Below are 18,279 nucleotides of genomic sequence, written 5' to 3' on the forward strand. Positions count from 1 at the left end.
TCTCAGGCTCCTCGCGAAATGACAATCACCACCAGCACCGCCAGCTCAACCAGCGCCATTCCGCGCAGCAGCGCCGGCGCCGAGGCCGATTGCCAGCCCGGCACCAGACGCACCGGATTCAGCCAGTGACGCAGCTTCAGCAGCGGCGCAAAGGCCTCTTTCACCGGCATGGCGAAACCGTGGGCAGTGACCACCATCGACTGTTCGTGATCGTAGCCGCAGACCCAGGCCGCGCCGCGCGAGCGCGCCGCCAGGCGATCGCCTTTAAAGAAGATCATCAACAAGAACGGCAGCAGCGGGCAGGCTATAAGCAGCAGCGCGATCATCGGCTGCGACACCACGCTCGACACCTGGGCCTGCAGCGGGAAGGCACCGCTCACCAGCGGCAGCAGCCACGGCGCGGCAATGCCGCCAACGAGGCAGAAGACCGCCGCCATGACCACGCTCAGGGTCATCAGCCAGGGGGCGCAGGTGGCGTTTTCCGCTTCTTTGCTCCGCGGCGCGCCGAGGAAGGTGACGCCATAGACTTTGGCCATACACATCACCGCCAGCGCGCCGGTGATCGCCAGACCGACCGCCAGCAGCGGCCCCAGCAGACGGCCAATAAACAGGTCGCTGGTGCTCATTTTGAAGAAGGACTGGTAGATAACCCACTCGCCGGCGAAGCCGTTCAGCGGTGGCAGGGCCGCCATCGCCATCAGCCCCACCAGCATGGCGAGGGAGATCAGCGGCATTTTTTTTCCGATGCCGCCCAGCTTCTCGATATCGCGATGGCCGGTGCGGAACCACACCGCCCCGGCGCCGAGGAACAGCGTAGTTTTGAACAGGCTGTGGTTAATCAGGTGATACATGCCACCGATGAAACCCAGCACCATCAGCGTGCTGTTGCGGGTGGCCACGCCGGTGACGAAGGCGCCCAGCCCCAGCAGGATAATGCCGATGTTCTCCAGGGTGTGATAGGCCAGCAGGCGCTGAATGTTATGTTCCATCAACGCATACAGCCCGCCGATAAAGGCGGTGATCATCCCCAGCACCAGCAGCATCACGCCCCACCACAGCGGCGGCACGCCGCCGGCCAGCGAAACGGTTAACATGCCGTACAGACCGACCTTCATGACCACAGTGGAAAACAGCGCGGCGGCCGGCGCGCTGGCCCCGGCGTGCGCCTGCGGCGCCCAGCCGTGCAGCGGGATAGCCCCCGCCAGCAGGGCGAACCCCGCCAGCCCCGGCAGCCACAGCAGTGGGCTCTGCATCATATCCACCGCCTGAAGATTGATCTGCGCCAGCTCGAGGGTGCCGTAGGTCGACCACACCAGCCAGCAGGTCCAGGCCATCAGCAACGTGCCGAGACGACCCAGGGCAAACCACAGCTTGCCGGAGGCGGCGCAGCCGGTGAGAAACGCCGCGCAGAGCGCCATGATCTCCGCCATCACCACCAGCGAGCCGATATTGGTCACCACCACCGCACAGGTGGCGGCGGCCAGCAGCAGGTTGACCAGCAGGCCGTTGGCCTTCACCTGCGGGTGGCGATGCCAGCTAATGTTAAACAGCGACACCGGCAGCGCCGACAGGCCAATGGCCAGCAGCCACAGGGCGTTCACGCCGCCCACCCGCATCGTCAGATGGAGAAACTGCAGCATGCCGCCGTGGATCCGATCCGGCATCAACAGCGCGGCGCCGCCGGCAACCACCAGCATGGCGCTGGCCACCGCGCCGCCGATCCCGGCAATGGCGCCGCTGAGCGGTTTACGCATGGCAAACACAAAGGCCAGCACGGCGCTGGCGGCGTACCATGTCACCGCCTGATTGACTAATCCAATTACACTCATTCCCTCTCCCCCTGTTGCGCCTGGAACAGCGACAAGTCGCCAAGGTCGGTATTAAAGGTCAGCTGGCGTTTACGCTTGCTGGCCAGGGCGATATCACGGCTATCCACCAGCATCAGCGCTTTGGTCGGACAGGTCCGCACGCAGGCCGGACCCTGGTCATCGAAGTGGCAGAGGTCGCATTTCACGGCAATGGCGCGCACCCCAGGCACCCAGTCGAGCAGCGAGCTGACGCGGGCCGGCGCCGGCGGCGCGGGGGGCGCCAGTCGGGTATTGGCATTGGCCGGAATATCCAGCGGACGGCTGCCGGAAAATTCGATCGCGCCAAACGGGCAGGCGATGCCGCACAGTTTGCAGCTTACGCACAGGCTCTCGTTGAGCTGGACAGCGCCATCGACGCGCTGGATGGCGTTAACCGGACAGACAGCGGCGCAGGGGGCGTCTTCGCAGTGGTGGCACATCTGCGGTGCCGATTCTTTTTCATTACGCATCACCTGCAGCCGCGGCATCGCCTGCAGGCCATGCTGGCGATGCGTTTCAGAGCAGGCGGCTTCGCAGGTGCGGCAGCCGATACAGACAGTGGAGTCAGCAATTACAAAACGGTTCACCGGGTCATCCTCGGGTGAAAGTCACTTTTGACGAAATCAGGTTGCGCAGGTGTCATTTTCGACACATGTCGACACCTTGCGATCAGTGGGTCAGGGCCAGATGGCTTAAGTCCACCGGTTGGTCTTGCTCCATGGCGTCGTACAGACGGTCATAGACGGTGGCGATAATCGCCAGATAGTGCTCCAGCACCTGATCGCGGGAGCGGTTGCTGATCCGCCCGTCCACCGTGCCATCCGCGGCGAGCGTGGCCTGAGCAATCAGATACTTATCACCGCCGCCTTTGTTTTCGACGTAGTATTCGATGGTGTGGCTGTTGAAGCCTTCCGCCAGGGCGACGAACACCTGAAAATGGCCGAACAGCACGAAGCACAGCTCTTTGTCCGGCGCGCAGCTCATCGCGTGATGCAGGCGGGCTTTCGACAGGGTGATCCCCTGAACCAGCGAGTTACAGTAGATATGCCACTGCTCCTGCTGCTGCCGGTGACGGTCGGCGATGTAATCCGCCTTTTCACTTATTTCCCAAATAGTCATATCGGTTTCTCCGTAGCATGAGATGCACCGTTTAAGCATTTTCCGTGCCACATTTTATTTATTTGATTTAATTATGTTTTTATATTTATCTCCTGCCGACGCGACATGTCGATGACAGCCCCGGCGCGTCGTCATCGACATTTCCCACCGCCATGAGTCTGTTCTGGCATCGTTATTGCATAAAAGGCGCATCGCGATACGGAGGCGACTATGCACGAAATCACCCTCAGCCAGCGGGCGCTGGAAATTATTGAACAACAGGCGCAGCAGGCCGGCGCGCGACGGGTGACCGGCGTGTGGCTTAAGGTCGGGGCATTTTCCTGCGTCGAAGCCAGCGCCCTGACCTTCTGCTTTGAGCTGGTCTGCCGCGGCACGCTGGCGGAGGGGTGTGAACTGCATATCGCCGAACAACAGGCTGAATGCTGGTGCGAACGCTGTCAGCAGTACGTCCATCTTGTCTCGCAGCACGTCCGCCGCTGCCCGCACTGCAATAACGACCAGCTACAGATCGTGGCGGATGACGGCTTACAGATTCAGCGTTTAGAATTGGAGTAAATTATGTGTACGACATGCGGCTGTGGCGAAGGCAACCTCTATATTGAAGGAGACGAACAAAACCCGCATTCCGCGTTCCGCAGCGCCCCCTTCGCGCCCGCCCCACGCCAGACGATGACCATCACCGGCGTCAAAACTGACCACTTCGCCCCCACCCGCACGACAGAGGGCGATCTGCATTACGGCCATGGCGAAGCGGGGACTCACGCCCCGGGCCAGAGCCAGCGGCGGATGCTGGAAGTGGAAATCGACGTGCTGGATAAAAACAACCGCCTGGCGGCGCGCAACCGCGCGCGCTTTGCGGCAAAGCAGCAGCTGGTGCTGAATCTGGTTTCCAGCCCCGGCTCCGGCAAAACCACCCTGCTCACCGAAACCCTCACCCGGCTGAAAGGGCGTGCCGACTGCGCGGTGATCGAAGGCGACCAGCAAACGGTCAATGACGCCGCCCGCATTCGCGCCACCGGCACTCCGGCGATCCAGGTCAACACCGGGAAAGGCTGCCATCTTGACGCCCAAATGATCGCCGACGCCGCCCCGCGACTGCCGCTGGCTGACCACGGCATTCTGTTTATTGAAAACGTCGGCAACCTGGTCTGCCCGGCGAGCTTTGATCTCGGCGAACGCCATAAGGTGGCGGTACTGTCGGTCACAGAAGGCGAAGACAAGCCGCTGAAGTATCCGCATATGTTCGCCGCCGCCAGCCTGATGCTGCTCAACAAGGTCGACCTGCTGCCGTATCTCAACTTTGACGTGGATAAATGCCTGGCCTGCGCCCGCGAGGTCAATCCGCATATTGAAATTATCCTCCTCTCCGCCACCAGCGGCGAAGGCATGGACCAGTGGCTCACCTGGCTGGAGACGCAACGATGTGCATAGGCATTCCGGGACAAATTTGCGCCATCGACGGCGTGCTGGCGAAGGTGGAAGTCTGTGGCATTCAGCGCGACGTTGACCTGACGCTGGTGGGCGCCGTTGACGAGCAGGGTCAGCCGCGTCTCGGCCAGTGGGTGCTGGTGCACGTCGGGTTCGCCATGAGCGTGATCAATGAAGCCGAAGCGCGCGATACGCTCGAGGCGCTGCAAAATATGTTTGACGTGGAGCCGGACGTCGGCGCCCTGCTGTACGGCGAGGAGCGATAATGCGTTACGTTGACGAATACCGCGCCCCCGAGCAGGTCATGCAGCTGGTGGCCCATCTTCAGCAGCGTGCCCATCTGCTGCCGCACACCGCCGCGCGACCGCTACGCATCATGGAGGTCTGCGGCGGCCATACCCATGCCATATTTAAGTTCGGTCTCGACCAGCTGTTGCCGGAGAATATTGAATTTATTCATGGGCCCGGCTGCCCGGTATGCGTCCTGCCGATGGGGCGCATCGACGCCTGCATTGAGATTGCCAGCCGCCCGGGGGTGATCTTCTGTACCTTCGGCGACGCCATGCGCGTGCCAGGCAAAAACGGCTCACTGCTGCAGGCGAAAGCCAGCGGCGCCGATGTTCGCATCGTTTACTCGCCGATGGACGCCCTGCGGCTGGCGCAGCAAAACCCGCAGCGTGAAGTGGTCTTTTTCGGTCTCGGTTTCGAAACCACCATGCCCGCCACCGCCCTCACCCTGCGTCAGGCGCGGGAGCGCAACGTCGAAAACTTCTTCTTTTTCTGTCAGCACATCACCCTGCTGCCGACCCTGCGCAGTCTGCTGGATCAGCCGGACAACGGTATCGACGCCTTTCTCGCCCCCGGCCACGTCAGTATGGTGATCGGCACCGAAGCCTACGGCTTTATCGCCAGCGACTATCATCGCCCGTTAGTGGTCGCCGGTTTCGAACCGCTTGATCTACTGCAAGGCGCGGTGATGCTGGTTGAGCAGACAATAGCGCAGCGTAGCGAAGTGGAAAATCAGTACCGTCGCGTGGTGCCGGATGCCGGCAACCCGCTGGCGCAGGCGGCGATGGCCGACGTGTTTTGCCTTGATGGCGACAGCGAATGGCGCGGTCTGGGGGTCATCAGCGACTCCGGCGTGCGCCTCACGCCGGCCTATCAGCGCTTAGATGCCGAGGCCCATTTCCGCCCGGCGCCGCAGCGCGTGTGCGACGACCCGCGCGCCCGCTGCGGCGAGGTGTTGACCGGTCGCTGTAAACCGCACCAGTGCCCGCTCTTCGCCAGCACCTGCAATCCGCAAAGCGCCTTTGGCGCGCTGATGGTCTCCTCGGAAGGGGCCTGCGCCGCCTGGTATCAATATCGCAGTCAGGAATATGAAGCATGAAAAGCGTCCAGTTAGCCCACGGTAGCGGCGGTCAGGCAATGCAGCAGCTGATCGGCGACCTGTTTATGCAGGCTTTCGCCAACCCCTGGCTGGCGGAGCAGGAGGATCAGGCGCGCCTCGATCTGGCGGCGCTTGCCGCTCAGGGGGATCGCCTCGCCTTCTCCACCGACAGCTATGTGATTGACCCGCTGTTCTTTCCCGGCGGCAATATCGGCAAGCTGGCCGTCTGCGGTACCGCCAACGACGTGGCGGTCAGCGGCGCCATCCCGCGCTATCTCTCCTGCGGGTTTATTCTCGAAGAGGGGCTGGAGATGACTACCCTGGAAGCGGTGGTCGCCAGCATGGCCGATACCGCTCGGGCGGCAGGGATCGCCATCGTCACCGGCGATACCAAAGTGGTACCGCGCGGCGCGGCGGATAAGCTGTTTATCAACACCGCCGGCATCGGCGCCATCCCGGCGGACGTTCGCTGGGGGACGCAGCAGATCAGCGCCGGCGATGTGCTGCTGGTCAGCGGCACGCTGGGGGATCATGGCGCCACCATCCTTAATCTGCGTGAGCAGATGGGGCTCGACGGCGCGCTGTCCAGCGACTGCGCGGTGCTGACGCCGCTGATCCAAACCCTGCGGCCGCTGCGCGGCGTAAAAGCCCTGCGCGACGCCACCCGCGGCGGCGTCAACGCCGTCGCCCATGAGTTCGCCGTCGCCAGCGGCTGCGGCATAGAACTGCACGAGGCGAAGCTGCCGGTCAACGACACCGTGCGCGGGGTCTGCGAGCTGCTCGGGCTGGACGCCCTGAACTTCGCCAATGAAGGCAAGCTGGTGATCGCCGTCGCCCGCGAAGAAGCGGAAAATGTGCTGACGCATCTACGGTCTCACGCCCTGGGATGCGAGGCGGCGATAATCGGCGAGGTGGTCGCCCGCCCGGGCGTGCGTTCCGTCGGGCTGTACGGCGTGAAGCGGACGCTCGATCTTCCCCACGCCGAGCCGCTGCCGAGAATTTGTTAACGACGGCGTCGGGGCCCGGATAGCGGCTGGCGCCTTATCCGGCTACAAAACTCCGCGCACTTGTAGCCGGCTAAGCGCAGCGTAAGCCGGGAAAAGCCAGCATGAGTATCCCGCCCAAACCAGCGGGCGCCCACGGATGGGTTAACGGCGGTCACAACCGCCTTATTAACATACTATTATTTGTACCATCATTTTCTTATGCGCCGCGTTGCCGGCGCGTTTTGGATGTAAGCCATGTCGTATACACCGATGAGCGATCTCGGCCAGCAGGGTCTGTTTGATATCACCCGGCTTTTATTACAGCAGCCCGATCTGGCTGCGCTGAGCGAAACCCTGACCCGCCTGGTGCAACAGTCCGCGCTGGCCGACGAAGCGGCCATTATCCTGTGGAACGCAGGCAACCACCGCGCGGCCAGATACGCCTGCGATGAGGCAGGCCAGCCGGTGAGCTACGAAGATGAAACCGTGCTCGCCCACGGTCCGGTGCGCCGCTTACTCTCCCGGCCGGATGCCCTGCATTGCGATCATGAGACCTTTGCCGACACCTGGCCGCAGCTTATCCGTAGCGGGATCTATCGCCCGTTCGGGTACTATTCGCTGCTGCCGCTGGCGGCCGACGGGCGGATCTTCGGCGGTTGCGAATTTCTGCGTCGTGACAACCGGCCATGGAGCGAGAAAGAGTTCCAGCGGCTGCATACCTTCGCGCAGATCGTCGCCGTCGTCACCGAGCAGATTCAGAACCGGGTCAGCAACAACGTCGATTACGATCTGCTGTGCCACGAGCGCGACAACTTTCGCATCCTGGTGGCGATCACCAACGCGGTCCTCTCGCGTCTGGATATCGACGAGCTGGTCAGCGAGGTGGCGAAAGAGATCCATCGCTACTTCCGGATCGATGCCATCAGCGTAGTGCTGCGCAGCAACCGCAAAGGGAAGCTCAACATCTATTCCACCCACTATCTTGACGCCAGCCATCCGGTTCACGACCAGAGCGAGGTGGATGAAGCCGGCACCCTCACCGAGCGGGTGTTCAAAAGCAAAGAGATGCTGCTGCTTAACCTGCACGAGCATGACACTCTCGCGCCGTACGAGAAAATGCTCTTCGAGATGTGGGGCAACAAGATCCAGACCCTGTGCCTGCTGCCGCTGATGTCCGGCAACACCCTGCTCGGCGTGCTGAAGCTGGCGCAGTGCGACGAACAGGTGTTTACCACCACCAATCTCAAGCTGCTGCGGCAGATCGCCGAGCGGGTGTCGATCGCTATCGATAACGCCCTCGCCTACCGCGAAATTCAGCGCCTGAAAGAGCGACTGGTGGATGAGAACCTCGCCCTCACCGAGCAGCTCAACAATGTCGAGAGCGAATTCGGGGAGATCATCGGCCGCAGCGAGGCGATGAACAATGTGCTCAAGCAGGTCGAGATGGTGGCCCACAGCGACAGCACCGTGCTGATCCTCGGCGAAACCGGCACCGGTAAAGAGCTTATCGCCCGCGCCATTCATAACCTCAGCGGACGAAACAGTCGGCGGATGGTGAAGATGAACTGCGCCGCGATGCCCGCCGGGCTGCTGGAGAGCGATCTGTTCGGCCACGAACGCGGCGCGTTTACCGGGGCCAGCGCCCAGCGTATCGGCCGCTTCGAACTGGCGGACAAAAGCTCCCTGTTCCTTGATGAAGTGGGCGATATGCCGCTGGAGCTGCAGCCCAAGCTGCTGCGCGTCCTCCAGGAGCAGGAGTTCGAACGCCTGGGGAGCAACAAGCTGATCCAGACCGACGTCCGACTGATCGCCGCCACCAACCGCGATCTCAAGCAAATGGTTATCGACAGGGAATTCCGCAGCGATCTCTACTACCGGCTCAACGTGTTCCCGATCCACCTGCCGCCGCTGCGCGAGCGTCCCGACGACATCCCGCTGCTGGTGAAGGCGTTTACCTTCAAAATCGCCCGCCGCATGGGACGCAATATCGACAGCATCCCGGCGGAAACCCTGCGCACCCTGACGCGCATGGAGTGGCCGGGCAACGTGCGCGAGCTGGAAAACGTCATCGAACGGGCGGTCCTGCTGACCCGCGGCAACGTGCTGCAGCTCTCCCTGCCGGAGCGGGATATCATCGAGCCTCCGCGGTCGCCAGAGGTCCTGCCTGAGGAAGGCGAAGATGAATATCAACTGATCGTCCGGGTGCTGAAGGAGAGCAACGGCGTGGTGGCCGGGCCGAAGGGCGCCGCCCAGCGGCTGGGGCTGAAGCGCACCACGCTCCTGTCGCGCATGAAGCGGCTGGGCATTAATAAAGACGAACTGGTGTGACCTCGCACGCTCCCTCTTTGCGCGCCGCCAGGAGGGAGCGCTGGCGCAGCGCGCTATTTGTCGCGGGTAAAACCGTTGCTGGTCGCCAGTTCGGCAAACCACAGCGCATTGCGTTTTATCTGTCGCTCGCCAGTCTCCAGATCCAGTCGCCAGAAGCCGTAGCGCCGTTTGAAGGCATTGATCCACGACCAGTTGTCGATAAACGTCCACTGATGCACGCCAAAGCAGTTCGCGCCGTCGGCGATAGCGCGGTGCAGCTGCACCAGATGCTCTTCCATCAGTTGAATGCGGAAAGTATCGTCTATGACCCCGTCCGCCGCGGGCTCTCCCTCTGATTGTCGATCCATCGCGATACCGATTTCCGCGAGATACCACTTAATATTGCCGTAGTTTTCACGAATATTGGCGGCAATGTCGTAAATAGCCTGCGGCAGGATCTCGTTGTTATCACGATAGGGGTTAAAGCGGCCCTGCGGGTTCACCGCGTTTTCGAAATAGTATTCCGGGGTGAAATAATCGAGGTCATATTCGCTCTCACGCGCTTTTACCCGCCGCGGCACGTAATAGTTCACCCCAAGAAAATCGATCTCCGCGCTGAGGATCAACGCCACGTCGTCTTTGCTGGTCGTCGGCAGGCAGTCGTGGGCGGCGAGGATCTCGCACAGCGCTTTAGGGAATTCATGTTTTACCAGCGGGTCAAGGAAGCTGCGGTTAAAAAACAGGTCGGCATACCAGGCGGCCTTTTTATCCGCGTCGCTGTCGGTGAGCGTATAGCTCGGAGTCAGGTTGAGCACCACGCCGATCTCGCCCGCCAGCGCCAGTTCACGATAAGCCGTTACCGCTTTGGCATGCGCCAGCATAATGTTAAACGCCACCTGCGCCGCCAGCCGGCCATCTTTCTTACACGGATAGTGGAAGTCGTACAGGTAGCCTCCCTCAACCGGTACAATCGGCTCGTTGAAGGTTATCCAGTATTTAACCTTATGGCCAAACAGGTTAAAGGCGGTGCGGGCAAAGCGGGCGAACAGCTCTGCTACGTGCGCCGATTCAAAGCCACCGTACTGTTTCTGCAGCACCTCAGGCATATCAAAATGGTAGAGATTGATCATCGGCTCAATGCCGTTGGCGATCATCTCATCAAGATAGGCGTGATAAAAACGCACCGCGTCCGGGTCCGGCGAGCCGGTTTCAAAATCCGCGATCAGTCGTGACCACTGAATCGAGGTTCGAAACGAGTTGAAGCCGGTCTGTTTCATCAGCGCCACGTCCTGCGGATACTGATGATAAGTATCACACACGGTTTGCGGCCCTACCTGTTGATAAAATCGCTCCGGCTGTTCAGCAAACCAGCTGTCCCAGATGGAACGATGGCGTTTATTGGTGACCCCTTCCGTTTGCGGGCCGGACGCCGCCGCCCCCCACAGAAACCCTTGCGGAAACTGATACTGCTGCATAACCTCTCCTTTCGAAAAAAGGCTGCGCCCGTCTGGCGCAGCCTGAGCGTACTACTCCGCGACCACTTCGATCGATTTAATAAACATATAGCCCCAGTCGCCGGCGAAGCGGCCGAAGTCAACCTGATTGCTCCCCGCTTTCAGCGTTACGGGTATCCGCAGCTGCTGGCCCTGCTCATCCGTCTGCGGGAAGGCCACGGCCTGCGGAGCGCCCCCGTTGACGACAAAGGAGTTCTGCTTGCCGCCCCATTTGCCGTTGAAGGTTACGTTGAGCTGGAACTGACCGCTCCACGGCGCCTGCACCTGCCAGCTGATCTTATCCCCCTCGCTGGCAAATGGGCCGAGAAAACCGTCCTCGCCAACTGCCAGCGCGTCTTTATCACTCTTCATTACCGTCAGGCGCCCCTCAGCCACGCCATAGACTTTGCCGTGATAACGACAGAAATCCGCCGGCGCCTTCCCCGTCGCCTCGCCCACCGTCACGGTCACGGTTTTGCTGCTTTTCAGCAGCCCATCGTCGGCAGTGAACGTCAGCGCATAGGTGCCTGGCGCCGTGAACCAGGCCCGGGTTTGCGGCCGATCGGCATGGCAGAAATGTACCTGTCCGTCGCCGGCGTGCTGCCAGCCCACTTTCACCTCTCGCGACGGCAGGCCATCGTCCTGCCAGTTGGCCGTAAGCTCGACGCCCTGGTCCTGAGTGGTAGTTAAGGCGGGTTCCAGCGTGATAGCCGGCGGCTGATTCACCTCACTATGCTTCACGCTAATCACATTGGAAGGGACAGAACGACCGCTCTCGTTTTTCGCCGTCACCCGGTAGTAGTACGTCCGCCCGAGCTGAAGCTGACGATAATCGTCGCGGAACAGAACCATGGTTTCCGGGTTCCATTCGTTAACGCCATCGGATATATCCCGGCCCACCACCGTCCACGGCCCGGTCGGCGAGCCAGCGCGTTCGACATCGTAGCTACGTCCTACCGCGGCACCCATCCAGTTGATCGCGAAGGGCGAGGTGGTCTCGCGCAGCAGAGGCGCGTCCGGCTTCGGCAGCGGCGCCATCCTCTGCTGTCCGGCCATCTGCGCTGCGGCGGTGCGCACCAGATCAACCACCGCCTGCTCCTGATTCGCTTCGCCTTCTTTTGCAAACCCCGGCAGGTGGTAGCTGTAGTGTCCGGTCGACTCCTTATGCCAGTAGAAGCCGCCGTCGTGACGATGGCCGCGGAAGCCCCAGATAAGCCCCCCGGCGGCTTGCGCCCCGTTGACCTCGCTGTGAACAATCGACTGCATAATGGCGTTCAGCTGATCCGCCGGCAGCAAGCCAAACTCGCCGACGAGATAGACTTTTTGCCCGCCGACGGCGCGTAGATCCTGCGTCACCTGCCCGGGATGGTTATTATCGGCGTTGGTGTAATAGTGATTGCTGACGATATCCACATTGGGGTCAGTCAACGCAAAAGAATTGATTTTCTTATAGGTGCCATCCATCACCAGCTGGTTGGGAGCCCACTTTTTAATCCACGCCGCGGTCTGCTGCAGAAAATCGGCATTGGTATCCTCCAGCTCGTTACCGGTCTCCCAGGCCATGATCGCCTTCTCATCAAAATAGGCGCGGCCGGTGACGGTATTTGTCCGGGTGATGACCTGACGGATCACATCCAGATAGGCTTTGAAGGTCTTGCTATCGGTACGATAAAAGTCTTCCGCTTTTTCGTGGTAGAACGCCGCCAGCTGCTCGCGCCCGCCCCACCACCACCAGTGGTCGATAAAGGGCAGGATCAGTCGCAATCCCTGTTTATCCGCTTCGGCAATCATGTTGTCATACACCCGCATGGCTTTCTCATTCAGCCGCGGCATGCCGTCCGCCGTTTCCGGCGCGAGAATATGGGTCTCGCGGCCGCAGGCCTTGTCAAACTCCTGCTGCACCGACAGCACGTAGACGCGCTGGGCTTTCGCCCCGGTTTGCACCATCGCCTGGATCCAGTTTTGCTGCTCCTGGGCCGTCGGCCATTTAAAGTATTGCCCCCAGCCGCGCGGGTCTGCCCTGCAGGGGCCGCGGGCGTCGTCTTCAATGCGGTGCAGCTCCGGCGCGTGGATCCCGGCGAAGCGAAACACCTTATCGCCATCCTTGAGAGCGGCGCCGTCGCGAGTGATAAAGTGTTCAAAATGCGAGCGCTCGGCGGCCAGCGCCCCGCCGGCCCCCAGCGCGGACAGCAGCCCCATTAGCAGCAGGTTTTTCATCGGCTTCATCGCTGTCTCTCCTTAGAACCAGACTTCGGCCTGTACGCCGAAGTTAACGGTGTCGGTTGAGCCACTGCGGGAATAACCGCCGGCGGTGATGGTATTGGTATCCCAGTTGTAGTTGCCGTCCAGCGCATCGGAGACACCTTTGTCCCACTTCGCGTAGGTGACGAAGAAACGCAGCTGCGGGCGCGCCCAGAAGCCGGAGTCAAAAGTCAGCGTTGGCGCAACGGTGACTTTGGTCAGGCCGCCTTTGCCTTTGCCGTTAACCCCTTTGTAGTTTTTGTCATCCAGGTATTCGTAGCCCAGCTCGTACTGCATGGCAAAGTTGCGGGTGATCTGATGATAGGGGCGGATACCGGCGACCCACATCGAGCGTCCCCAGCCATTGTCATCTTCCGTCCACCAGCGGTAGTTTTTATCCTTCTGCCAGAAGGCGAAGGTGGAGATTTCCAGATCGCCCATCGAGGCCACGCTATCCAGCACCACCCGCCAGGACTGGGTGTTTTCCAGATTGGCCCAGCCCCAGCCGTTTTTACCCAGCGAGTCGCCCGCCGCCAGCCCTTTGCCGTACTGCAATGCGAGGCGGGAGTACCCCCCGGTGAGGCCATAAAAACCGTCAAAGTTATAAATACCGGTCACGCCATAGCCCTTTTCGGCGGAAGTCGGATGCTTTTCGTTACGGTTCATGTGGTGGCCGATCAGCTCCAGATCGAAGCCTGTCCCGGCGATCTTTTTCAGCCACAGGTTGAGGGAGTAGTCATCCGGGTAGCCCTGATCTCCCTTATCCACCGGGTAGGCTTTGGTTTCATCGGTGGGCGAAAAGGCGTAGACCCCGGCATCGAAGCGAGCGAAGCCCAGATCCATGTTATCGAAGCCGCCGCCGGTGCCATTGTATTGAATGTACTCCCAGTCAAACTGATGGCTGGAAGTGTTGGAGCTGCTGTAGCGCTTACCGGCCCAGAAGGTCATCTCCGGCGCAAAATCCAGATTGCTCAGCTCGGCGAACCCTTCACGAAACTGCACATCATGGCCATCGTCATCCTGACAGTTCCAGTCGGAGGTGCATTTCGACTGGTGAGTGAGGTTGGCCTGCACTTTCGCCACCACGCCGCTGTCCGCCGTCAGCGTTACGGTGGGGATCAGTTCGATCTTGGTGTCTTCTTCGTTGCCCAGTCGCCACTTGCCGTCCGGCATCAGGCCGACGGAGTCCGCGCGGTTGCCATCAGAATTGGCAAGGATCCCGGAGCGAATATAGCCATGCAGCGCAAAATCATACTTCGGATCGGCGCAGGCCAGGCTGCTGGTCCCGGCCAGCGAGAGGAGAGCCAGAGGTATTGAGTGTTTCAGCTTTATCATTATTTTTTTCCCACGTTATGTTTGTTAACACGAACCGATAACGGAGGGGAAATTTACGGATCAAAAATGGAAATGTACATCCACTAATGGAAAGCGCTTTCCATAATTGCCTATCTGGTTCACAAAATTCGCTCTGCGACGAATATATTCGTGAGACTGATCACATAAAATAACAAGAATACCGCCGGAAGCCGGCAGCAGAGCGGAAGAAAGAGAAAGTGAACAGGTGCCGTCGGGGGATAAGCCGCCGACGGCGAGGGGATCAGCGCTCGGTTTCCGCGAGCTGGCGTTCGTAAACTTTGAAGAAGGGGCGATAAAGCATCCAGGCGTTAAACATCGCGAACAGGCTCATGCACAAATTTTTCCAACTGCCGTTCGCCGACCATGCCGCCCCCAGCGGAGAAGGCATCGACCAGGGTAGCATCGCCACCGCGCGATCGAGGATGCCCAGCTGAGTCAAATACCATGCAATACAGGCATTTATCAGCGGAACAAAGAGAAACGGCAGTAAAAAAACCGGGTTCATGATCACCGGAAAACCAAACAGTATCGGCTCGTTGATATTAAACAGCGACGGCAGCAGGCCAATTTTGGCCACGCTTTTCAGCTGCCGTGAGCGGCTGCGCATCGCCATCAATACCAGCGGCAGAGTGGAGCCGATACCGCCGATCAGCAGGTAAAAATCCCAGAATCCCTGCAGATAAATATGCGGCAGCGTTGGCGAACCCGCCGCCAAAGCCTGCTGATTTTCAAACAGATAGGTCATCCAGAAGGGGTTCATAATCCCGGTGATAATCAGCGCGCCGTGGATACCGATAAACCAGAGTAAGTTACAGATAAACAAAGAGATAAGTACCGCCATCAACGTGTCGGACGCCAGCACCAGCGGCCGCACCGCTTCGCTGATTAGCTCCGGTACGATGCGCCCGGTCGTCTGCAGCAGTATGGCATTCATCACGCTTATCGACAGCATCACCACCAGCAGCGGGATCAGCAGTTGAAAGCCATTGCGAGTCATCAGCGGCACTTCATCAGGCAGGCGGATACACCAGCCTTTTTTGTAGAAAAAACGAATTATTTCAATGGAATAGGTACTGGATATCAGGGCGGTAAATATCCCCATGCCGCCGAGATAAACGTTGCTCACCGCAGTCTCGCGAAAGCCGATAAACAGCAGAAAAGCCAGACACCCGGTTAAACCACAGAGCCGTTCCGGCAGACGGTACTGCTTGGCGAGACTGGCGCTGGCGCCGAAAGCGACAATCAGCGCCACCAGGCCAATGGTTAGCTGAAAGGTCGGCAGCAGGATAGGCCGCAGCAGCAAATAGACCTGGCCGAAACGCGAGGCGCCGTCGATGGAAACGGGCGGAAACAAAATGGGAACCAACAGGCTGCCAACAATCACAAATGGCATCGCCAGCGCAAAGCTATCGCGCATCGCCGTAATGTGGTTGTTGCGCGTCAGAACATTCGCCAGCGGCGCCAGCCGCTGCTCGATGATGTCCACGGCCACATTCATTAACTGAATGTTCATACTCCTACCTTTGCGAATGATTGTCTCGCCGGGATGATCGCCCACAACACCGGAAAGTGAAAGCCTGCCATAGGTGATCATGGTCACAATAAATAAATCCATAAACGGAAATCGCTTTCCGTAATGCATCCATTTTGACTATAGTCCGCACATCCAACCTCATCAGGAGCGGTACTTATGAAAAAAATTATGTTGTGTTGTTCGGCAGGCATGTCCACCAGCCTGCTGATGAAAAAAATGATTGCGGAAGCCGAACAGCGGGGCCTGCCGGTAGAGATCAACGCCTATGGCGTAGCGGAGTTCGCCGAACAGGTTGGCCATTATCAGGTGGTGCTGCTGGGGCCGCAGGTGAAATACATGCAGCAGGATTTGCAAAAGCAGGCGGATAAATACGGTATCCGCGTCGAACCCATCAATATGATGGACTACGGCATGCAAAAAGGCGCCGCAGTCCTTGATTTCGCCCTTTCCCTCATCGAAAACAAGAACTAAGGAAAGATCATGAGCTCTCTGTACGCTAAATTGATCGATGTGATCGAACGGCAGATCACGCCTATGGCGGGAGCGATCGGCCAGCAAAAATACGTTACCTCCATCCGCGACGGTTTTATTACCGCCCTGCCCTTTATGATCGTCGGCTCGTTTTTGCTGGTGTTTATCTTCCCGCCGTTTTCTCCGGATACGACGTGGGGCTTTGCCCGCGCCTGGCTGCAATTTTCGCTCGATCATCGCGAGGCGCTGATGCTGCCGTTCAACTTCAGCATGGGGGTGATGACCCTGTTTATCGCCGTCGGGATCGCCGCCAGCCTCGCCAAGCACCATCACCTGGACTCATTGACCGCCGGGATGCTGTCGCTGATGTCGTTTCTGCTGGTCGCCGCGCCGCTGAAAGATGGCCAGATCTCTACTGCCTACTTCTCCGGCCAGGGGATCTTTACCGCCATTCTGGTGGCTATCTATTCCACCGAGCTGTACGCCTTCCTCAAGCGACATAACATCACCATTCGCCTGCCGCCGGAAGTGCCTGCCGGGGTAGCGCGCTCGTTCGAGATCCTGATCCCGGTGCTGGCGATCATTCTGACGCTACATCCGCTGAACCTGTTTATCGAGGCCCAGCTGGGGATGATCATTCCGGAAGCGATCATGTCGCTGGTGAAACCGCTGGTCGCAGCTTCCGATACGCTGCCGGCGATCCTGCTGTCAGTGCTGGTCTGTCAGGTACTGTGGTTCGCCGGGATCCACGGCGCGCTGATCGTCACCGGGATCATGAACCCGTTCTGGATGGCCAACCTGTCGGTCAATCAGGCGGCGATGGCCGCTGGCACCGCTATCCCGCACATCTATGTCCAGGGCTTCTGGGATCACTATCTGCTGATCGGCGGCGTCGGCTCAACCCTGCCGCTGGCGCTGATGCTGCTGCGCAGCAAGGCCGTGCATCTGCGGACGATTGGCCGGATGGGCGTGGTTCCGGGCGTATTTAACATCAACGAACCGATTCTGTTCGGCGCGCCGATCATCATGAACCCGCTGTTCTTCCTGCCGTTCGTGCTGGTGCCGATGGTCAACGCGACCCTGGCGTACTTTGCGCTGAAGCTGGACCTGGTCAGCCGCGTAGTGTCGATGACGCCGTGGACGACGCCGGCCCCTATCGGCGCCTCGTGGGCGGCGAACTGGAGCTTTAGCCCGGTGATCCTGTGCCTTATTTGTATGGCCACCGCCATGGTGATGTACCTGCCATTTCTCAAAGCTTACGAAAAACAGCTGCTGGCCCAGGAGCGTGAAAACGCCGTCGACCAGGCTGATAACGCGGCGCAAACCGCTTAACGCTAACGATTCAGAGGATAATCATGGAATTAGAAGAACAGGTGATGGGGATCATCATCAACGCCGGCCAGTCCCGTAGCCTGTGCTACGAAGCGCTGCACGCCGCTAAAGCGGGTGATTTCGCCACGGCCGACGCCAAAATGCAGGAAGCGACGCACTATTCCCGCGAAGCTCACCTTGTGCAGACCCAGCTTATCGAAGCTGACGAAGGCGAGGGAAAAACCAAAATGACGCTGGTGATGGTCCATGCTCAGGATCACCTGATGACCTCCATTCTGGCGAAAGAGCTGATTGCCGAACTGATTGCGATTTACCGCGCGCAACCGCTTCACGCCTAGCGCCTTGCCCGGCCAGACGTGCTGGCCGGGTCTGATTCCCCGAGGTCACTATGTTACATCTTGGAATAGATATTGGCGGCACCAAAATGGAGGCCGTACTGCTGGATCCCGCAGGCGAATGCGTCCAGCGCCTGCGTCGGCCAACCCACAAAGAGAGCTATGACGCCTTTATGCGTCAACTGCTGACCCTGATTGCCGATATGCGCGCGGTCAGCCCGCAGCCGTTCACTCTGGGGATCGGCCTGCCCGGGGCTATCGATCCGCAAAGCGGACGCATTAAAAACTGCAACTGCCTGGTGCTCAACGGCCACGATCTGCGCCGGGATATCATGCAGCAGCTTGGCCAACCGGTGTGGATGGCAAACGATGCCGACTGCTTCACCCTTTCCGAGGCGGTCGATGGCGCCCGCGCCCGCCCCCCCCCCCGCATAGGGGGGGTT

General features: G+C 59.9%; 17 protein-coding genes. 10 read left to right on the top strand and 7 right to left on the bottom strand.

The genetic code is table 11. The features are described from left to right. Positions 1-2 precede the first annotated feature (2 nt). From hycC to hycA, 3 genes are all read right to left on the bottom strand, one after another. A complete protein-coding gene (gene hycC / locus ABLU50_RS08560) occupies positions 3-1,829 on the bottom strand; it encodes a formate hydrogenlyase subunit 3 (protein WP_004205647.1) in 1,827 nt (608 codons plus the stop codon). Next, positions 1,826-2,434: a 4Fe-4S dicluster domain-containing protein gene (locus ABLU50_RS08565; RefSeq protein ID WP_004205646.1), complete on the bottom strand. Its 609-nt coding sequence runs from the start codon at positions 2,432-2,434 to the stop codon at positions 1,826-1,828. Before ABLU50_RS08565 ends, hycC begins: the two co-directional genes overlap by 4 nt. An 82-nt stretch (positions 2,435-2,516) precedes the next feature. Further along, positions 2,517-2,966 carry a formate hydrogenlyase regulator HycA gene (gene hycA, locus ABLU50_RS08570; protein ID WP_004205645.1) on the bottom strand — a complete coding sequence of 150 codons (450 nt, stop codon included), beginning with the start codon at positions 2,964-2,966 and terminating at the stop codon, positions 2,517-2,519. 210 nt (positions 2,967-3,176) lie between these two features. Here hycA and hypA point away from each other — a divergent pair, with 210 nt between their 5' ends. The 6 genes from hypA to flhA all read left to right on the top strand — a co-directional run bounded on the left by hypA (position 3,177) and on the right by flhA (position 9,095). After that, positions 3,177-3,521 carry a hydrogenase maturation nickel metallochaperone HypA gene (gene hypA, locus ABLU50_RS08575; protein WP_004205644.1) on the top strand — a complete coding sequence of 115 codons (345 nt, stop codon included), beginning with the start codon at positions 3,177-3,179 and terminating at the stop codon, positions 3,519-3,521. A gap of 3 nt (positions 3,522-3,524) precedes the next feature. Continuing rightward, on the top strand, positions 3,525-4,397 hold the full coding sequence (gene hypB, locus ABLU50_RS08580; RefSeq protein ID WP_087832731.1) for a hydrogenase nickel incorporation protein HypB: 873 nt from the start codon (positions 3,525-3,527) through the stop codon (positions 4,395-4,397). Beyond that, a complete protein-coding gene (locus tag ABLU50_RS08585; RefSeq protein WP_002914934.1) occupies positions 4,388-4,660 on the top strand; it encodes a HypC/HybG/HupF family hydrogenase formation chaperone in 273 nt (90 codons plus the stop codon). The genes hypB and ABLU50_RS08585 overlap by 10 nt, the downstream gene beginning before the upstream one ends. After that, the gene (hypD, locus tag ABLU50_RS08590; protein WP_087832730.1) at positions 4,660-5,781 is read left to right on the top strand and encodes a hydrogenase formation protein HypD; all 1,122 of its coding nucleotides are present in this window, start codon (positions 4,660-4,662) and stop codon (positions 5,779-5,781) included. The genes ABLU50_RS08585 and hypD overlap by 1 nt, the downstream gene beginning before the upstream one ends. After that, on the top strand, positions 5,778-6,788 hold the full coding sequence (gene hypE / locus ABLU50_RS08595) for a hydrogenase expression/formation protein HypE (RefSeq protein WP_043520715.1): 1,011 nt from the start codon (positions 5,778-5,780) through the stop codon (positions 6,786-6,788). The genes hypD and hypE overlap by 4 nt, the downstream gene beginning before the upstream one ends. Before the next feature lie 234 nt (positions 6,789-7,022). Beyond that, positions 7,023-9,095, top strand: a complete 2,073-nt coding sequence (gene flhA / locus ABLU50_RS08600) for a formate hydrogenlyase transcriptional activator FlhA (protein WP_087832729.1) — start codon at positions 7,023-7,025, stop codon at positions 9,093-9,095. A gap of 53 nt (positions 9,096-9,148) precedes the next feature. Here the strand turns inward: flhA and ABLU50_RS08605 are convergent, their stop codons facing one another. The 4 genes from ABLU50_RS08605 to ABLU50_RS08620 form a co-directional block, all read right to left on the bottom strand. After that, positions 9,149-10,549, bottom strand: coding sequence for a glycoside hydrolase family 1 protein (locus tag ABLU50_RS08605; protein WP_069602536.1), 1,401 nt, complete (start codon positions 10,547-10,549; stop codon positions 9,149-9,151). A 51-nt stretch (positions 10,550-10,600) separates the two neighbouring features. Beyond that, on the bottom strand, positions 10,601-12,793 hold the full coding sequence (locus tag ABLU50_RS08610; RefSeq protein ID WP_087832728.1) for a CBM35 domain-containing protein: 2,193 nt from the start codon (positions 12,791-12,793) through the stop codon (positions 10,601-10,603). 12 nt (positions 12,794-12,805) lie between these two features. Beyond that, entirely contained in the window at positions 12,806-14,143 is a 1,338-nt protein-coding gene (locus ABLU50_RS08615; RefSeq protein WP_004205637.1) for a carbohydrate porin, read from the bottom strand. 262 nt (positions 14,144-14,405) lie between these two features. Next, positions 14,406-15,677: a PTS transporter subunit EIIC gene (locus tag ABLU50_RS08620; protein ID WP_004151052.1), complete on the bottom strand. Its 1,272-nt coding sequence runs from the start codon at positions 15,675-15,677 to the stop codon at positions 14,406-14,408. Positions 15,678-15,854: 177 nt separating this feature from the next. Between ABLU50_RS08620 and ABLU50_RS08625 the strand changes: the two genes are divergently transcribed. The 4 genes from ABLU50_RS08625 to ABLU50_RS08640 all read left to right on the top strand — a co-directional run. Then, entirely contained in the window at positions 15,855-16,169 is a 315-nt protein-coding gene (locus tag ABLU50_RS08625) for a PTS sugar transporter subunit IIB (RefSeq protein ID WP_002914979.1), read from the top strand. 9 nt (positions 16,170-16,178) lie between these two features. Next, entirely contained in the window at positions 16,179-17,501 is a 1,323-nt protein-coding gene (locus ABLU50_RS08630; RefSeq protein WP_004205635.1) for a PTS sugar transporter subunit IIC, read from the top strand. Between the two features lie 23 nt (positions 17,502-17,524). Then, positions 17,525-17,839, top strand: a complete 315-nt coding sequence (locus tag ABLU50_RS08635; protein WP_048325500.1) for a PTS lactose/cellobiose transporter subunit IIA — start codon at positions 17,525-17,527, stop codon at positions 17,837-17,839. Between the two features lie 50 nt (positions 17,840-17,889). Continuing rightward, the coding region (locus ABLU50_RS08640) for an ROK family protein (RefSeq protein ID WP_348864664.1) at positions 17,890-18,279 on the top strand (390 nt) is incomplete at its 3' end.

Origin of the sequence: Klebsiella sp. GG_Kp173, assembly GCF_040062415.1 — a bacterium.
Classification (GTDB): Bacteria; Pseudomonadota; Gammaproteobacteria; order Enterobacterales; family Enterobacteriaceae; genus Klebsiella; species Klebsiella quasipneumoniae.